The sequence below is a fragment of the Paenarthrobacter histidinolovorans genome (genome assembly GCF_014647595.1).
GTDB classification, from domain to species: domain Bacteria; phylum Actinomycetota; class Actinomycetes; order Actinomycetales; family Micrococcaceae; genus Arthrobacter; species Arthrobacter histidinolovorans.
The window spans coordinates 228978-243482 of record NZ_BMPM01000005.1; the positions used below are offsets into that span (position 1 = coordinate 228978).

At 63.0% G+C, this 14505-nt stretch carries 17 protein-coding genes; 8 read left to right on the plus strand and 9 right to left on the minus strand.

The window, feature by feature from the left end:
• The first annotated feature begins 28 nt into the window (after positions 1–28).
• Together IEY62_RS13730 and IEY62_RS13735 are read left to right on the plus strand one after the other, a co-directional pair.
• Positions 29–325 carry a DUF4287 domain-containing protein gene (locus tag IEY62_RS13730; protein WP_189018735.1) on the plus strand — a complete coding sequence of 99 codons (297 nt, stop codon included), beginning with the start codon at positions 29–31 and terminating at the stop codon, positions 323–325.
• Between the two features lie 81 nt (positions 326–406).
• Positions 407–853: an SRPBCC family protein gene (locus IEY62_RS13735; RefSeq protein WP_189018737.1), complete on the plus strand. Its 447-nt coding sequence runs from the start codon at positions 407–409 to the stop codon at positions 851–853.
• Here IEY62_RS13735 and IEY62_RS13740 read toward each other — a convergent pair.
• Entirely contained in the window at positions 850–1800 is a 951-nt protein-coding gene (locus tag IEY62_RS13740) for a beta/alpha barrel domain-containing protein (protein ID WP_189018739.1), read from the minus strand. The two genes, IEY62_RS13735 and IEY62_RS13740, sit on opposite strands and share 4 nt — an antisense overlap.
• Positions 1797–3047 carry a CaiB/BaiF CoA transferase family protein gene (locus tag IEY62_RS13745; protein WP_189018741.1) on the minus strand — a complete coding sequence of 417 codons (1251 nt, stop codon included), beginning with the start codon at positions 3045–3047 and terminating at the stop codon, positions 1797–1799. The genes IEY62_RS13740 and IEY62_RS13745 overlap by 4 nt, the downstream gene beginning before the upstream one ends.
• A gap of 49 nt (positions 3048–3096) precedes the next feature.
• On the opposite strand from IEY62_RS13745, the gene IEY62_RS13750 reads away from it, so the two are divergent.
• From IEY62_RS13750 to IEY62_RS13765, 4 genes are all read left to right on the plus strand, one after another.
• Positions 3097–3609, plus strand: a complete 513-nt coding sequence (locus tag IEY62_RS13750; RefSeq protein WP_189018743.1) for a GNAT family N-acetyltransferase — start codon at positions 3097–3099, stop codon at positions 3607–3609.
• Between the two features lie 117 nt (positions 3610–3726).
• Entirely contained in the window at positions 3727–4752 is a 1026-nt protein-coding gene (locus tag IEY62_RS13755) for an alpha/beta hydrolase (RefSeq protein ID WP_229785290.1), read from the plus strand.
• A gap of 239 nt (positions 4753–4991) precedes the next feature.
• The gene (locus IEY62_RS13760; RefSeq protein WP_189018989.1) at positions 4992–5618 is read left to right on the plus strand and encodes an FMN reductase; all 627 of its coding nucleotides are present in this window, start codon (positions 4992–4994) and stop codon (positions 5616–5618) included.
• Between the two features lie 49 nt (positions 5619–5667).
• Positions 5668–6030 carry a TFIIB-type zinc ribbon-containing protein gene (locus IEY62_RS13765; RefSeq protein ID WP_229785291.1) on the plus strand — a complete coding sequence of 121 codons (363 nt, stop codon included), beginning with the start codon at positions 5668–5670 and terminating at the stop codon, positions 6028–6030.
• Positions 6031–6036: 6 nt separating this feature from the next.
• Here IEY62_RS13765 and IEY62_RS13770 read toward each other — a convergent pair whose 3' ends face one another.
• A complete protein-coding gene (locus IEY62_RS13770) occupies positions 6037–6612 on the minus strand; it encodes a hypothetical protein (protein WP_189018749.1) in 576 nt (191 codons plus the stop codon).
• A gap of 7 nt (positions 6613–6619) precedes the next feature.
• Entirely contained in the window at positions 6620–7093 is a 474-nt protein-coding gene (locus IEY62_RS13775) for a hypothetical protein (protein WP_189018992.1), read from the minus strand.
• A 590-nt stretch (positions 7094–7683) separates the two neighbouring features.
• On the opposite strand from IEY62_RS13775, the gene dnaB reads away from it, so the two are divergent.
• Both dnaB and IEY62_RS13785 read left to right on the plus strand, forming a co-directional pair.
• A complete protein-coding gene (gene dnaB, locus IEY62_RS13780) occupies positions 7684–9069 on the plus strand; it encodes a replicative DNA helicase (RefSeq protein WP_018779423.1) in 1386 nt (461 codons plus the stop codon).
• Between the two features lie 95 nt (positions 9070–9164).
• Positions 9165–9896 (plus strand): hypothetical protein, encoded by a 732-nt coding sequence (locus IEY62_RS13785; RefSeq protein WP_189018751.1) that lies wholly within the window; start codon positions 9165–9167, stop codon positions 9894–9896.
• Between the two features lie 75 nt (positions 9897–9971).
• Here the strand turns inward: IEY62_RS13785 and IEY62_RS13790 are convergent, their stop codons facing one another.
• The 5 genes from IEY62_RS13790 to IEY62_RS13810 form a co-directional block, all read right to left on the minus strand.
• Positions 9972–10433, minus strand: a complete 462-nt coding sequence (locus IEY62_RS13790) for a phage tail protein (protein ID WP_189018753.1) — start codon at positions 10431–10433, stop codon at positions 9972–9974.
• 70 nt (positions 10434–10503) lie between these two features.
• Positions 10504–10962 carry a ribose-5-phosphate isomerase gene (locus IEY62_RS13795; RefSeq protein ID WP_189018755.1) on the minus strand — a complete coding sequence of 153 codons (459 nt, stop codon included), beginning with the start codon at positions 10960–10962 and terminating at the stop codon, positions 10504–10506.
• An 8-nt stretch (positions 10963–10970) separates the two neighbouring features.
• On the minus strand, positions 10971–12707 hold the full coding sequence (locus IEY62_RS13800; RefSeq protein ID WP_189018758.1) for a dihydroxyacetone kinase family protein: 1737 nt from the start codon (positions 12705–12707) through the stop codon (positions 10971–10973).
• Between the two features lie 38 nt (positions 12708–12745).
• Positions 12746–13519 (minus strand): SDR family NAD(P)-dependent oxidoreductase, encoded by a 774-nt coding sequence (locus tag IEY62_RS13805; protein ID WP_189018760.1) that lies wholly within the window; start codon positions 13517–13519, stop codon positions 12746–12748.
• 23 nt (positions 13520–13542) lie between these two features.
• Positions 13543–14385: a sugar phosphate isomerase/epimerase family protein gene (locus tag IEY62_RS13810; RefSeq protein WP_189018762.1), complete on the minus strand. Its 843-nt coding sequence runs from the start codon at positions 14383–14385 to the stop codon at positions 13543–13545.
• Positions 14386–14505: the final 120 nt, after the last annotated feature.

The window sequence follows — 14505 nt, forward strand, 5'->3', positions numbered from 1 at the left end:
CGGGGAGTTGCCACGAAAGGCGGTACCCATGTCATTCCAGGCTTACCTCGACGCAATTGAGGACAAGACCGGCCTCACGCCACGGCAATTGGTGGAGATCGCGGAAACCAAGGGCTTCAATGACCCCTCGGTGAAGGCGGGCACTATCCTTGAATGGCTCAAGGCGGACTACGACCTCGGCCGTGGCCACGGCATGGCCTTGGTGCACGTCATCAAGAAGGGGCCGCAGATCGACAGCAAGCATGTGGGTTCGCAGGGTACCCACCGCGACGAGTCGGACATGCTGTGGTTGGACGGTAAGGCCAGCAAGCCGGCTTCCTCATAACGGGAGGCTCTGGCCAGCAAACCATAAGCATGCTTAGCTTAACGTCCCCGACAAAGCCGCGCCTGCGCTGAAAGGATCCACATGTCCACCGTGACCCAGGTGTTCAAAGCCCCTGCCGCAGACGTCTGGAAGGTCATCCAGGAGGGCTGGCTGTACTCCGGCTGGGTGGTGGGAGCCTCCAGGATCCGGTCTGTCGATGATCAATGGCCTGCCGTTGGGTCGGAACTACACCATTCCGTGGGATCCTGGCCGTTCCTGATCGATGACAGCAGCCGTGTCACCGCCGTCGAACCGGAACGGAAGCTGGAACTCCGGGCGAGGGGGTGGCCCTTGGGCGAAGCAAAGGTGCTCATCACGTTGGAGGACCTCGGCGATTCCCAATGCAGGGTTGCTATCGCTGAGGACGCTGTGCGGGGCCCCGGCAAGGTGGTGCCGAAGAAACTGCGCGATCCCGTCATTGCTGTCCGCAACCGCGAAACCCTCAAGCGCTTGGAACTGATGGCCCTGGGCGGGGCGGGCAGGTCCTAGGAGCGCACTACCCAGTCAAAAGCCTCCGCCTTGGACCGTGCGCCTTGGGCTGACTTGGAGCGGTTGGGCTCATCAAGTTCTGCCAGCAATTTCTCCGACAACACCACGAGTTCGCCAAAGACCCCGGGAGTCAGCCACTCCGGGCGGGTCGCGAACAGGATGTCTTCGCTGGAGGTGTTGCCGCTGGCCCCCGGGGCGAAGGGGCAGCCACCGAGACCACCCAGGGCGCCGTCCACCATGGCAGCTCCTGCCTGGATGGCCGCGAGGGTATTCGCCACCCCCAAACCCCAGGTGTCGTGACCGTGATAGACAATCCGGCGTGCAGGGGATTCGTCCCGAACACGCGCCACAAGGCTGGCAACCTGGGCGGGAACCGCCTGCCCCAAGGTGTCGCAGATGACGATGTCTGCGGTGCCCTCGGCGCGGGGGTCATTAGCGATCGAGAGGATGCGTTCCTCGGGAATGTAGCCCTCGAACGGGCAGGTAAAAGACGTTGCAATGCACAGCTGGATCTGCCCGTTCACGGCACGGGCGTATTCGACGGCCTCGGGCAGGGCCGCCAGGCTCTGATCCGTGGTGCGGCCGATGTTCGCCTGGTTGTGGGAATCGGAGGCAGACAGGCAGTACTGGAAGTTCCGCGCCCCCGCAGCCGATGCCTTGGCCACGTGGCCAGGGGTGGCAACCCAAATCCAGCACTTCTCCAGCTCCTCCGGCGTGAGCGCCTGGACGACTTCCAGGGTGTTCGCCATGGTAGGAACCAGGTCGGCCCGGGCCATGGAGCCGAGTTCGATGGCGGGTACACCCAGACGCAGCAGCTCCCGGACCGTTTCGATCTTCTGGTCAGCCGTCAGGAGCTTGCCCGTGAGCTGCAAGCCGTCGCGCAGAGTTACGTCCCGAAGGACGGCTTGGCCCAGTGTTCCGGCCAGTGGGTTCCCGGTGAGGCTCATGGCCGGGCTGCTTCCTCGCGGCCGGAGGCGGCATCGATTTCGCCGGCGTTCATGCCCAGGAGGCCTCCCAGGATCTCCTGGGTGTTTTCCCCGAGGTCCGGCCCGAGGTTGCGGATGGGCAGGGATTGACCGCCGATGACGGGAACAACACCGGGGAACCCAACCCCGGGGATGTTCTCCTCGCCCGTCGAGACATCGAATTTCTGAATCATGTTCCGTGCTGCGTACTGGCTGTCGTTACTGATGTCCGCCGCTGTGTAGATGGGTCCGGCGGGAACACCGGCCGCTTCCAGCACTGCCAGGGCTTCGGCGGCCGGCAGCGTGGCCGTCCATTCGCCGATCGCCTGATCGAGCTCCTCCCGTTGGGCCCAGCGCCCGGCATTGCTCTGCAAATCCGCGCGTTCGGCCAGATCCGGGCGTGCGATGGTCTGCATGTACCGCTGGAAAATCGAATCGCCATTCCCGGCCACCACGATGCTCGCGCCGTCCCCGCACACGTACGCATTGGAGGGTGCGATGCCTTCCATTCGTCCACCAACGCGCTGACGGTCCACGCCGTACGCCTGGTAATCCGGAATCAGTGACTCCATCATGGAAAACATCGCCTCGTGCAGGGCAACGTCAATGACGCGTTCGGTGAGAGGAACAGCGGCACCCGGGTCCCGGCGTCGTGCTTCACGTTGGAACAGGCTCATAACGGAGCCGAAGGCGGCGTACAGTCCCGCGATCGAGTCTCCGATGGAGACCCCGACGCGTACAGGTGCCCGGTCCGGGTCGCCCACCAGATTGCGGAACCCTCCGTACGCTTCCGCGACGGCGGCAAAACCGGGCCGGCCGGACAGCGGGCCTGTCTGCCCGAAGGCGGAAATGCGGGTGACGATGAGGTCGGGGTTGGCCTCGTTCAGGACTTCCGGGCCGAGTCCCCACTTCTCCAGCGTGCCGGGACGGAAATTCTCCAGCAGGATGTCGCACTTGCCTACGAGCTCCAGGACCGCGCGCTTGCCCGCCTCCGTGCGCAGGTCGAGTACCACCGACTTCTTGTTCCGGTTCAGCGTCCGGTAAAGCATGGAGGTGGTGCCCTTATGCAGGCGCCAGTTGCGCAACTCGTCGCCCGTTCCGGGACGTTCCACCTTGATGACTTCAGCGCCGAAGTCGGCAAGCAACCGGCCCGCCGTGGGAGCTGCGATGTAGTTGCCGAGCTCCAGGACCCGCACGCCGTCCAGCGGGGCAATTCTTTGCTCTGTCATGGTCTTCTTCCATCCGGCAATGCCTCTTTTGCAAACCTAGACTAGGCCCATGAGATACGCCATCCGGCCTGCGGTTGAACGGGATGTTCCCGGCATTGTGACTGTGGAGAGCGCGGCCGGGCGGCTGCCGGCTTCCGGGGCAGTGGATTTCTCCGAACGTATCAGAGCCGCTGTGGCAGATCCCGGGCGCCTGGTTCTGGTGGCCGAAGGGTTGGGCGGCCCGGCCGTGGGCGATGGTTGCGGTGTGGTTGGCTGGGCGAAAACGCACTATTACGACGTCGGTGACGGTCCAGCGCCGGCGGGGCACTACCTGGGCGGCATCACCGTGGCCGCCGATTACCGCCGACGGGGAGTCGCGACTGCCATGACCACATCCCGGCTTGAGTGGATCTGGGAGCGCGCGGACGCGGCGTGGTACGTGGTGAACGCGCGCAATTCGACTTCTTTGGCTCTTCATCAACAGTGGGGGTTTCGAGAGGTCGCCCGCGGTGCCGCTTTTCATACTGTGACGTTCGACGGCGGCGAGGGAGTCCTGCTCACGGCGGCACGACCGCCGTCCTGACCCCATCCAACGGCTCTCCGATTTAGCATGGGTCCAGGGATGCGCCGACTGGGGGAGTGTGTGATGGGGCCGTTGGATTCGATTCAAGCCAGTGCAGGGAAAGCCGAAACAGCTCAGGTGCCACCACGTCCGAAGATTCCTCGTCGGCGTACTTCACGGCTGCGGAAACTTGAGCTGGCCATCCTGGTGGTGTTGGTCCTGGCGGTGGCCCTTTCCGCGACTCCTTGGCCGTCAGCCTTGCTCATCCGCAGTGTTTTTGAACGGGGAGCCCAGGCCACCATCGACGAGATGACGCCCTACGTTCCCGATACGCCATTCCAAACCCAGGCAGGCGTTGTCTACAAGCCAGGCTCCACGTTCGACGTTTTCAGCCCGGAAGGCACGGAAGCTCCCCTTCCTACGGTTGTGTGGATTCATGGAGGCGCCTGGATTTCCGGAGCGCAGCGCGACGTCAATCCCTACCTGAAGATCCTGGCCGCCAAGGGCTACACCACCATCGGCATGAGCTATCCGATTGCGCCGGAAGCCACGTACCCGACCGCTGTGCGGGACATCAATGAGGCCTTGGCCTATATCAAGGCGCATGCTGCCGAGCTCAATGTGGACAGCAGCCGCATCGTGCTCGCGGGCGATTCCGCCGGTGCCCAGCTCGCCAGCCAGATGACCACGCTCACCGTGAACCCCGAGTACGCCAATCTGATGGGAATCCAGCCGGCGCTTCAGAAATCGGAGCTTGCCGCCACGATTCTGCATTGCGGTGTCTACGACCTCCGGGCCATGGCAGACCTCAGTGGCATCGTAGCGTGGGGTTTCAAGACCTCCCTGTGGGCCTACACGGGTACCAAGGACTGGTCAGCCACGTATGCCGGGGCCACCATGTCCACCATTGATTTTGTTACTCCCGGCTTCCCGCCCACATTTATCAGCGGCGGTAACGGCGACGGGCTCACTTGGTTGCAGTCGGTGCCCTACAGCAACCGACTGAAGGCCGCCGGGGTGCCCGTGACCGAGCTGTTCTGGCCCGCCAACCATGAGCCCGAGCTGCCGCACGAATACCAATTCCACCTGAATTTCAGCGAGGCCCAGGAGGCGCGGGACAAGACGTTCGATTTCCTGGCACGGTACACCGCTGGGAAGCCGTAGCCTCGAGTGGCAGGCCCGGACCCATCTGAGGGCCGCAAAGGATGTTCCAGGTCCGGGGGCCAACTATGCCGTCGGGCTGGCCCATTTCCTGCGTGGGCAGAGGTGTCCATGTGGATAACGGCCGTCAGTCTTGGGAGAACGCCAAGAAGAGCTCCCGGGAATACTTCCGCACGCACCCCTGTTCTTAGATTTAGATGCAAATGCATGTAAGCTGGATGAACGAGCAACAGGAGAATGCCATGGAAACCCGCCGCATCACCGTACTTTCCGCCGGACTCGGCGTACCGTCGTCGAGCCGCTTGCTGGCGGACCAGCTGGCAGCCTCTGCCGAGCGGCAGCTGCGCGGAGCCGGTTATGAGGTGAAGATCGACATCGTCGAGCTGCGCGACCTCGCAGTGGACATTGCCAACAACTTCGTCACCGGCTATGCCGCGCCGCGACTCGCAGAGGTGATTGCCGGCGTCGAGGATTCCGACGCCATCATCGCCGTCAGCCCGGTCTTCAGCGCATCCTACAGCGGACTGTTCAAGTCGTTCATCGACGTCCTCGACCCCAAGTCCCTGGACGGCAAAGCGGTACTGCTGGGCGCAACCGGCGGCACCGACCGCCACCAGATGGTCCTCGACTACGCGATGCGACCCCTGTTCACCTACCTGCGCACCCGGATTGCCGCTACCGGCGTCTTCGCCGGACCGCAGGACTGGGGGAACACCGACGACGGCGGCTCGCCCCTTTCGTCGCGGGTGGACCGGGCCGCCGGTGAACTCGTGCAACTGCTCAGTGGCCCCCAGCCGCACCGCAAGAACGACGCATTGGAATCACTGCCGTTCGAACAACTGCTCGCAGGGATCTCGGCCGGCAGGTAACTCGAACTTAAAGCCAGGTCCGCTCGTTGGGGCAAGCATGAAATGTCCTGTGGATTCCATTGACCTGGTGATGAGTGAACGAAGCGGCGTGGAGATTGACTACTGCCCGCAATGCAGGGGCGTGTGGCTGGATCGCGGCGAGCTGGACAAGATCATCGACCGTGTGGCTGCAGAGACTGGACCGGCCTTGTCCCGGCAGGCACCCGCGCCGGCCCAACCGCCGATCGCACCGCCACCCCTCTACAACCCCTTTGAATCACGTCCGCAGGAACCGCGGTACGAGGATCGGGACCGGCGCGATGGCCGTGGCGACTACGATCGGCGGGACTATGACCGGCGGGATGGTCGTGACCAGTACGGCCGCAAGCGGAAGAAGAAGGAAGGGTTCCTGGGGGACTTGTTCGACTTCTGAGTTACCTCAGTCGTCAAGGAGCTCGATGAACTCGCGGGCCTGCTTGATGTTGATGTCCGAGTGGCGGGTCAAAGCCAGCGCGGCGCCCTCCACGTCGCCGCTCTTTGCCAAGGTCCGGATCCGTCCGTAGATTTCGTCGTTCAGCATGTTGCTGCTCACTTCACGGGTCACTTCGCCCTTGCTGACGATCGCCCGGTAGCGGTAGGGGAAGCGCTCGGGCTCATCGTCATCGTCCGCGAGCAGGTCCTTGGCGGGGGCTTCCGGCGTGAATGGCTGGGGGTGCGCCGCCAGGGCGCCGACGGCGTTACGCGAGGCCCGCAGGCCCTCTCCGGTTGCCTGCAGGTAAAGCTTGATGGCCGCCATGCCCTGGCCCTGCGCGATGAGCGAGTACAGCTGGCGGTGTTGCTCCTGGTTGAGTTTGGCCGCGGATTCCTTTGCCAGCTCGATCGGGTCCTTGGGTGCGTTCGCTGCAGCGGAGTCTGCCTTGGTTTCAGCCGAGCGCTTGGTGAAGGAGTGAATGAGCAGGAGCACTCCCGCAACCACCGCAATGAGGATCAGGAGCGGAATGAGGATGGAATCCATGGCGTTGTCAGAGCCGATCTACGTAGTTCTTGGCGGTAAGCAAATCTGAGTGGGTGGCTTGGCGAAGAACTTTGATGGCCTCGATCTTTTTCCCGCTCCGGACCAGGTTCTGCAATTCGAAGGCGAGCTGGGGGTTGAGCTGGCCGTTGGGGAGGACTGCAGGCTGGTGGCCCTGCTGACCCGCCGCTTGTGAGCGCGCGGCCTGAGCCTGGACTGCGCTGCGACTCTGCTCTGTCTGCTGGCTGTGCTGGGCTTCGTTTTGGCTGGGCTTGGTGGTGGCCTCAATCCGGGCCCGAAGAGCCAACGCTTCCTGGACTTGGGAAGCCTGGTGCGCGGCGGAGCGGGCCGCCAGCTCCCGCTGGTATCTCTCAGCGTCCGACACTCCGGTGTCCCTTGGCTTGAAGGCCGCGGTCAAGGCCCACAGCAGGCCCAAGAGGACAAGAAGCGGAAGGGCAATCGTCAACACGTCACCAAAGTTCATCCCCATGCTTAGAGCTTATGCCAGAACTGCGTTATCCACAGCACATTCCACGATGGGCATAGGCTTCTGAGAGAGCAGTGTCAAATTAAGGGTGCAAATGTAAGACGCATCACATTTGAGGCATGTTTATTGGACTTTTACCCGCTCGTGTGGGTACCCGGGCGTCCGGGGCTGTGGATGATTTGCCGCCAAATCTTTCTTTAGTCCACAGCTTGTGAAGTGCGTTTCCGCAGGTCAGAGCCTTCATTCCGTCAAAAGAAATTCTCTATCCACAGAGTAGTGCACAGTCTGTGCACAACGTGGGGATGGTATTCCACAGCTTTTCCACAGGGGTCATCCGGAGCCTGCTGTAACGTGTCTGAAGTGTCCAATTTGGGCACTGATTTCCCCGCACTGAGTTCCCTGGGACGCAAAAAGTCACTTCTTGTGGCGATCCCGCGGAAGTGGTTGTGGATAACTTGTGGAAAGCTATTTTGTCCGACCTGCCTGACATCCTCAGAGCAACCCGGGCGGACGGCGTAGCCACACACTGCGCATTACAGACCGCCAGGGAGCACATCTCTGCAGCGGTACACATTTGGAGGACGGCTTTGTCAGTTACGCACTTGGACTCAATCGAGGGCACACGCGCTTCGGACTCCAGCCGGAAGCCTCCCCAGGACATACCTGCTGAACAATCCGTACTCGGCGGCATGATGCTGTCCAAGGACGCCATCGCCGACGTCGTCGAGATCGTCCGTGGGCATGACTTCTACCGCCCGGCCCATGAGACCATCTACGAATCCATCATCGACCTCTACGGTCGGGGTGAACCGGCTGACGCCGTGACCGTCTCCGATGAGTTGACCAAGCGTGGCGAGATCAACCGGATCGGCGGCCCCGCCTATCTCCACGAACTCATCCAGACGGTTCCTACTGCAGCCAACGCCGGATACTACGCCGAGATCGTGGCCGAGCGTGCGGTGCTCCGCCGCCTGGTTAATGCCGGTACCAAGATCGTCCAGATGGGCTACGGCCAGGACGGCGAAGTGGAAGACCTCGTCAACCAGGCACAAGCCGAGGTGTACGCCGTTGCTGAAAAGCGCACGGCCGAGGACTACGTGGCGTTGAAGGACGTCATGGAGTCCACCGTGGACGAGATCGAAGCCTCCGGCCACCGCGGTGAAGGCATGACAGGTGTTCCCACCGGTTTCTATGAGCTCGACGAACTGACGCACGGCCTGCACCCGGGCCAGATGATCGTTATCGCAGCCCGACCCGCTGTTGGTAAGTCCACCTTTGCGTTGGACTTCGCCCGTTCGGCTGCGATCAAGAACAACCTGGCCACGGTCATGTTCTCCTTGGAAATGGGCCGGAACGAGATCGCCATGCGTCTTCTGTCCGCAGAAGCCACCATCGGCCTTCAGGATCTCCGCAAGGGCACCATCAAGGACGAGCAATGGTCCAAGATCGCCACCACCATGGGCCGCATGAACGATGCTCCGCTGTTCATCGATGACAGCCCCAACATGTCGCTCATGGAGATCCGGGCGAAATGCCGCCGCCTGAAGCAGCAGCACGACCTCAAACTCGTGATCCTTGACTACCTCCAGCTCATGAGCTCGGGCAAGAAGGTAGAGTCCCGGCAACAGGAAGTCTCCGAGTTCTCGCGTGCCCTTAAGCTGCTCGCCAAGGAGCTGCAGGTACCTGTCATTGCGCTGTCACAGCTGAACCGTGGTTCCGAGCAGCGTCAAGACAAGCGGCCGATGGTTTCCGACCTCCGTGAATCCGGTTCCATTGAGCAGGACGCCGACATGGTCATCCTGCTTCACCGTGAAGACGTCTACGACAAGGAATCACCGCGTGCCGGCGAAGCGGACATCCTGATCGCCAAGCACCGTAACGGCCCCACCAAGGACATCGTTGTTGCCTTCCAGGGCCACTATTCCCGCTTCGCCAACATGGCAGGCGATACCGGCGGTGGCGGCGGCTTCTAAGCTTCGCGTGGTCCCGCTCCGGGCAGTGTCACGGGGCAAGTAGTGTTGATTCGGTCCGCGTCCGCGGGTTCATCACTGACTTATTGGGGGAACATATGAAGAAGAATTTGCTGCTCGGACTTGGTGCGTCAGCACTCGTTGCACTGACTCTCACAGCGTGCGGCGGCACTACGGCCGCCCCGCAGGATTCGACGGCACCCGCGTCCGGCGGGACTGCCTCCAGCGCTCCGTCACCTGCCAAGATGTACACCAACGAGGAACTCGTAGGCTTGGTGGGCCAGATCAAGGCCTCTGACGGCAGCAGTCCCGCCGTGCTTTCGGGCGAGGAGCTGGTGGGTCAATACGACTCGTTGGTGAACGGCTTCGGCAAGGCCACCATCGCGCCGGAAAACTGCAAGGATCTGCGCACGCTTGGCGTTCCGCAGACAATTGCCGGCTCCACCACGGCAGGTACTGCCAGGGCCAAGGTGGGCGATTTCATCAGCAGCGTGGCGCTGACGTCCGGCGTCGAAGCGGCAGAGCTGCAAAAAAGTGTGGACGCCACCAAATCCCAAGCCGAGGCGTGCCGGAAAATGACGTTCTCCGCGGAGGGAGAGGCAATCACCACTTCCACCGAGAAGATTGAGGGCGTTGGCGGCGTACCGGGCACGGTGGCGTTGAAGACTGTCATGGTGATGCCTGATGGGAAATCAGGAGCGATCTACACCGCGCATGCTGTCAAGGACGGTGTCCTGATCTCGGCCACGGCGTCAGGTACCGAAGCTGCGGCTGGTGGGCCGGAAGCCACAGGTGCGCTCATGGACCAGGCTGCAGCGCTCATCAAGTAATCCGAGGTCAGGGGCCGTACGTGCGGTACATCCGCACGTACGGCCTTCATCGGCTTGAGGCTGCTCTGGGCAGGCTCAGTACTCGCCCTTGATCACGAAGTAGGACCCGCGGATGGTGCCGGCCAGTTTGGATTTCTGGCGGGCAAACTTGAACTTTGATTCCAGTTCTTCAGGAACGTCCATGCCGTCGGAAAGTTTGAAGCCAACAGCCCTCTTTCCCTCGCCGGTGCTGTACATGACGTTGATGGACAGTCCGGATTCGTAGAAAACGTAGGCCATCTGCAGGTCCTCCACCTGGAAGGACGTGGCTTCCAATGGACGTGACTTGATCACAATGTCGCGTTCTTCCTTGAGGATCCGGCTGACCCTGTCCACCACGTCGGGGAGCTCGTCGGCGGGGCTGACCGTGAACTCGTGATCGTACTTGTTCTTGTAGTAGCGGGCTTCGTTGGCCCTCAGGCCTGCAGCGGCTTCTGCGACGGGTGAGGACTCGAGCCCCACGCTGGAAACATTCTTGAAGTCAACGATGTAGGGCATCAGCTCTCCTGGTCCGTCCTGTTTGGACCAATGCTACTGATCTCCGCTGGAACCTCCTTCCAAGCACCCCCTAGCAGCCCTCGAAGTCGCTCAGCACCTTCACTTTCGCGGCAGACCCGGAGGAGGGATCGAACGCGTAGCCGATCCACTCTTTGGCCAACCGGCGGGCAAGTTCCACACCCACAACACGCTGGCCCATGGTGAGGACCTGGCAGTCGTTGGACAGGATCGAGCGCTCCACGGAGAACGAATCATGGGCAGCGGTCGCCCTGATGCCCGGCACCTTGTTGGCCGCGATGGCCACACCGATTCCCGTCCCGCAGAACAGGATGGCCCGGTCAGCCTTGCCGTCGCGGATCATCTCTCCGGCAGCGATCCCAACGTAGGGGTAGGGGCGGGTAAAGTCTTCATCCGCACGGTTCACTCCGATGTCGATCACTTCAGTGATCCGGGAGTCGGCCTGAAGATCGGCCATGATCCGCTCTTTGTAATCAACGCCGGCTTCGTCGGCGCCCACAATAATGCGCATGGATTCTCCTAGTTGGTGACGGCAGCTACGGGAACTGCGGTGAAATGGGGTCCGACGGCGGCAAACACCATGGCGAGCGACGTCGCCCCGGGGTCAGGGGTACCAAGGCTTTTCTCGGCCAGTGGCCTGGCACGGCCCTTGAGCGGCCGAAGGTCCGCAGTTGCTGCTGCGGCGTGGCGGGCGTCGTCGGCGGCAGCTGACCATGCGTCCCCAACAGAGGCGCCGGAAGCGATGCGTTCTTCCAGCGACGCAGCGAACGGCAGCAACGCGTCCATCATGGTTTTGTCTCCGATTTCTGCTTTTCCAAGCCCCGCGATGCGGTCCGCGAAGGCGCGAACAGACGCAGCGAGGACAACCGGCGTCGGGGTTTCTGCGTCACCCAACCGCTCACCAAAGGCGCGCAGCCCGGCACCCCACAGGACGCCCGACGTGCCGCCGGCCTTGTCGGCCCAGGCATCGCCGGCAGCGGCCAGCAGTGAACCGGCTCCCGCGCCACGCTCAAACGCAGCTGCTGCGGCCTCGTTGGCGGCCGCGGATCCGCGGACCATGCCGCGCCCGTGGTCGCCGTCGCCTGCTATCGCGTCCATGTCGCCCAGCATCGACTCGGAGGCCCGCAGCAGGGATGATGTTGTGTCCAGGGCGTTCAGGCACTGTGCGGCGTAAGCCCGGGACTCGTCTGTGGAGGAGTAGTTGGCGGCCTCGGTCACGAGATCCTCATCGGCGACCTCGGAAATGCCGGCATCGAAGCCAACCGAACCACGGCGGTACGCCGGAGTCAGGGCCGGAGCGGTCCAGTACTGCTCCAGCTCGTCGTCCAGCCAGGTGAGCGTCAAGGATACGCCGGCCATGTCCAGGCTGGTGACCAGCTCACCTACCTCGGGCATGACCAGCGTGTAACCGGCGTCGCGCAGCAGGGGAGCCACGGTGCGCCAGAGGACAAAGAGTTCTTCGTGCTTGGTGGACCCCAGTCCATTGAGAATCACAGCGAGTCGCTGGGAAGCACCCGCCGGAGTTTCGGCCAGGACCCGGCGCACCAGCTCCTGGCCAAGTTCGACGGCGGACGGCAGCTCGGTGTCGAAGAGTCCCGGCTCGCCGTGGATGCCGAGACCCAGGCCCATTTGTCCCTCGGGAAGACTGAACAAAGGCTGCTCCGCGCCGGGGAAGGTGCACCCGCTGAAGGCGGTGCCAATGGTTCGAGTAAGCCCATTCGCCTTGCGCCCCAAACGAACCACGGAGTCAAGGTCCAGTCCGGCTTCGGCAGCGGCACCCATCACTTTGAAGACCACAAAATCTCCGGCGATGCCGCGGCGCTTCTCGATTTCCCCGGGCGAAGCACTGGCAATGTCATCGGTGACAATGACGTTCTCTGCCCGGATGCCTTCAGCTGCAAGTCGCTCGCTGGCCATGCCGAAGTTCATGACATCGCCGGCATAGTTGCCGTACGTGAAGACGACGCCTGCTCCGGAGTTGGCGGCCTTGGCCACGGAGTAGGCCTGCTGGGCAGAAGGTGAGGTGAAGATATTGCCCACCACGGCACCGTCAGCGAAGCCCGGCCCGATGATGCCGGCGAAGGCCGGGTAGTGCCCCGAGCCGCCGCCGGTGATGACGGCGACCTTCGGCGTTGCCGGGCGGTTGCGGCGCACTGCGCCGCCTTCCACCGGGCGGACGAGGTCCGGGTGGGCGTCACAGAAACCGGCGAGGGCTTCGTCAGCGAAGTCGGCGGGATCGTTGAAGATTCTGGTCATGGTGGGTCCTGGTTCTGGATTTTCAGACGGCGGGGGACTTAGTGGATGTGGCTGCCGCCGTTGATGTCGATGGTGGTGCCGGTGAGGTACGCGGAGTCCTCGGAGGACAGGAACGTGATGACGGCGGCGACTTCCTCCGTGGTGGCGTTGCGGCCCAAGGGGATACCGGCGTTGATGGCTGCTTCCTGCTCTTCGGTGCTGCCCACGCGGATGTTGGTGTCCACGGCGCCGGGGGTGATGGCGTTGACGGTCACGCCGGTGTCGCCGATTTCGCGGGCCAGTGCCTTGGTGAAACCGAGGATGGCGGCCTTGGCTGCGGAGTAGGGAACCTTGCCGAACACTCCGCCGCCGCGCTGCGCGGAGACCGAGGACATGTTGACGATGCGGCCCCAGCCGTTGGCGATCATGTCGGGGAGGAACGCCTTGGTGACCAGGTAGGTGCCGGTTGCGTTGACGTCCATGACCTTGTGCCACAGCTCGAGCGTGGTTTCCAGGAAGGGGACGGGGGAGGTGATGCCGGCGATGTTGGCCAGGGCGCCGACGGGAGGGAGGTTCCCGGCGGCAACTTCGGTGGCGACTGCTGCCTGCGCTGCGGTGACGGAGGCTTCGTTGGCAACGTCGATTTCGTAGCCGAACGCGGGAACGTTGAATTCGTTGGCGATCTCGGCGGCAACCTTGGCGGACTTCTCGCCGTCGAGGTCCAGGATGACGATGCCCCAGCCCTGGTTGGCGTAGCGGCGGGCGGTGGTGAGGCCGATGCCGCGGTCGGAGGTAGCTCCGGTGAGGACGGCGGTGCGCTGGATGGTGGTCATGGGTACTCCTTGAATGGTGGTTGTTAGATGAGGTCTGAGATGTAGCTGGCCGCTTTGGCTGCGGCGGCGGGGCGTTCGTCGTGCGTGACGTCCCGGGTTTCGAGTTCCAGGGAGAAGTGGCCGGCGTAGCCCGAGTCCCGGAGTGCTGTGAGTCCGGCCGCGAAGTCGGCCTTGCCGTTGCCGATGCTGAGGTTGATGTTCCCCGGCTCGTTGTCGGTGGCGGGAACAGCATCCCGCAGGTGGACGTGTCTTATCCGGGAAGAGAAACGGGAAACAAAATCCACGGGATCGCCGCCGGAGGCGACGATGTGGCTGAAGTCCATGACAATTCCGACGTCGGACCCGTCCAGGTGGTCGGCGAGCAACTGTGCGCGTTCGGTGTTCCAGCACAGCCGGTAGTAGTGCAGGGATTCGGTCCACAGCTCCACGCCGAACTCAGCCGCGCGCTTGGAAGCATGGAACAGTTGTGCTGCTACGGAGTCGATGTCGCTCTCGAGCGTGTTGACGGGTTCGTGGTCGATCGCCCCGCATGGCAGGACGAGCGCCCTCGCGCCGGTCTTCGCCGCAAGGGCGAGCAGCATCTCAAGGTGCCGTTCGCGCGCAACCAGAGTGCCGGCGTCGAGCGTTGCGTTCAGGTCCCCGACATCGCCGTTGACCGAGCGGACGCGCAGTCCCGACTTATTGACGACGGCGGCAACCGCCTCCACTGCCTCGGCGTCCAGTACGTAAGGCACATGGTCGCAGACGCCCGGGAGGGCGCCGAGGTCGATTTCCTCGAAGCCGAGGCCGCGCATGGTGTGCAGGGCTGTGGCCAGGTCCTGGTGGCGGAAGCTGATCGACGAACAGCCGAGTCGTTGATGAAACATCGTTGTTTGATCCTCAAGTTGAGCCCCTCCACGGAGAGGGGCCTTAGTGATGGAGACCACGTTAGCTAAGTTAACTGTCAACAGTCAACCTCCTAAGTTGACTGTTGACATTGCTGGTGG

Bases quoted from the DNA above. Each gene is read 5' to 3' on its own strand.
- IEY62_RS13795 (WP_189018755.1), bottom strand. From the start codon at position 10,962: ATGCGCATTATTGTGGGCGCCGACGAAGCCGGCGTTGATTACAAAGAG.
- IEY62_RS13775 (WP_189018992.1), bottom strand. From the start codon at position 7,093: ATGAACTTTGGTGACGTGTTGACGATTGCCCTTCCGCTTCTTGTCCTC.
- IEY62_RS13770 (WP_189018749.1), bottom strand. From the start codon at position 6,612: ATGGATTCCATCCTCATTCCGCTCCTGATCCTCATTGCGGTGGTTGCG.
- IEY62_RS13790 (WP_189018753.1), bottom strand. From the start codon at position 10,433: ATGCCCTACATCGTTGACTTCAAGAATGTTTCCAGCGTGGGGCTCGAG.
- IEY62_RS13745 (WP_189018741.1), bottom strand. From the start codon at position 3,047: ATGACAGAGCAAAGAATTGCCCCGCTGGACGGCGTGCGGGTCCTGGAG.
- IEY62_RS13750 (WP_189018743.1), top strand. From the start codon at position 3,097: ATGAGATACGCCATCCGGCCTGCGGTTGAACGGGATGTTCCCGGCATT.
- IEY62_RS13800 (WP_189018758.1), bottom strand. From the start codon at position 12,707: ATGACCAGAATCTTCAACGATCCCGCCGACTTCGCTGACGAAGCCCTC.
- IEY62_RS13810 (WP_189018762.1), bottom strand. From the start codon at position 14,385: ATGTTTCATCAACGACTCGGCTGTTCGTCGATCAGCTTCCGCCACCAG.
- IEY62_RS13730 (WP_189018735.1), top strand. From the start codon at position 29: ATGTCATTCCAGGCTTACCTCGACGCAATTGAGGACAAGACCGGCCTC.
- IEY62_RS13735 (WP_189018737.1), top strand. From the start codon at position 407: ATGTCCACCGTGACCCAGGTGTTCAAAGCCCCTGCCGCAGACGTCTGG.
- IEY62_RS13785 (WP_189018751.1), top strand. From the start codon at position 9,165: ATGAAGAAGAATTTGCTGCTCGGACTTGGTGCGTCAGCACTCGTTGCA.
- IEY62_RS13760 (WP_189018989.1), top strand. From the start codon at position 4,992: ATGGAAACCCGCCGCATCACCGTACTTTCCGCCGGACTCGGCGTACCG.
- IEY62_RS13740 (WP_189018739.1), bottom strand. From the start codon at position 1,800: ATGAGCCTCACCGGGAACCCACTGGCCGGAACACTGGGCCAAGCCGTC.
- IEY62_RS13805 (WP_189018760.1), bottom strand. From the start codon at position 13,519: ATGACCACCATCCAGCGCACCGCCGTCCTCACCGGAGCTACCTCCGAC.